Raw genomic sequence first — 278 nt, 5'->3', positions numbered from 1 at the left:
GCCGTGTTCACACGCTTCGGCGACCGGCTCGAGATCGAGCCGGCGGAGCACGACCAATTCTCGGTATCCGGCCGCTATGCCGCCGGCCTGCCGCTGGACGGCGGCAACCTGGTGGTGAAGGCGCGCGATGCTTTGCGCCGGGAAGCCGGCGCGCAACATGCGCCGCCGGTCGCCATCCGGCTGGAAAAGAACCTGCCGATCGCCTCGGGCGTCGGCGGCGGCTCTAGCGATGCGGCGGCCGCGCTCAATGCTCTGGCGCGGCTCTGGAAGCTCGCTAT

1 pseudogene is annotated in these 278 nt (G+C 70.5%); it reads left to right on the top strand.

The features are described from left to right. Nucleotides 1-278 (top strand): annotated as a pseudogene (locus EN852_RS40615) (4-(cytidine 5'-diphospho)-2-C-methyl-D-erythritol kinase); the annotation flags it as partial.

This window comes from Mesorhizobium sp. M2E.F.Ca.ET.209.01.1.1 (genome assembly GCF_004010375.2).
GTDB lineage: Bacteria > Pseudomonadota > Alphaproteobacteria > Rhizobiales > Rhizobiaceae > Mesorhizobium.
Note: the sequence above shows the minus strand (reverse complement) of the source record. Positions and strands in the feature narration are given on the sequence as shown.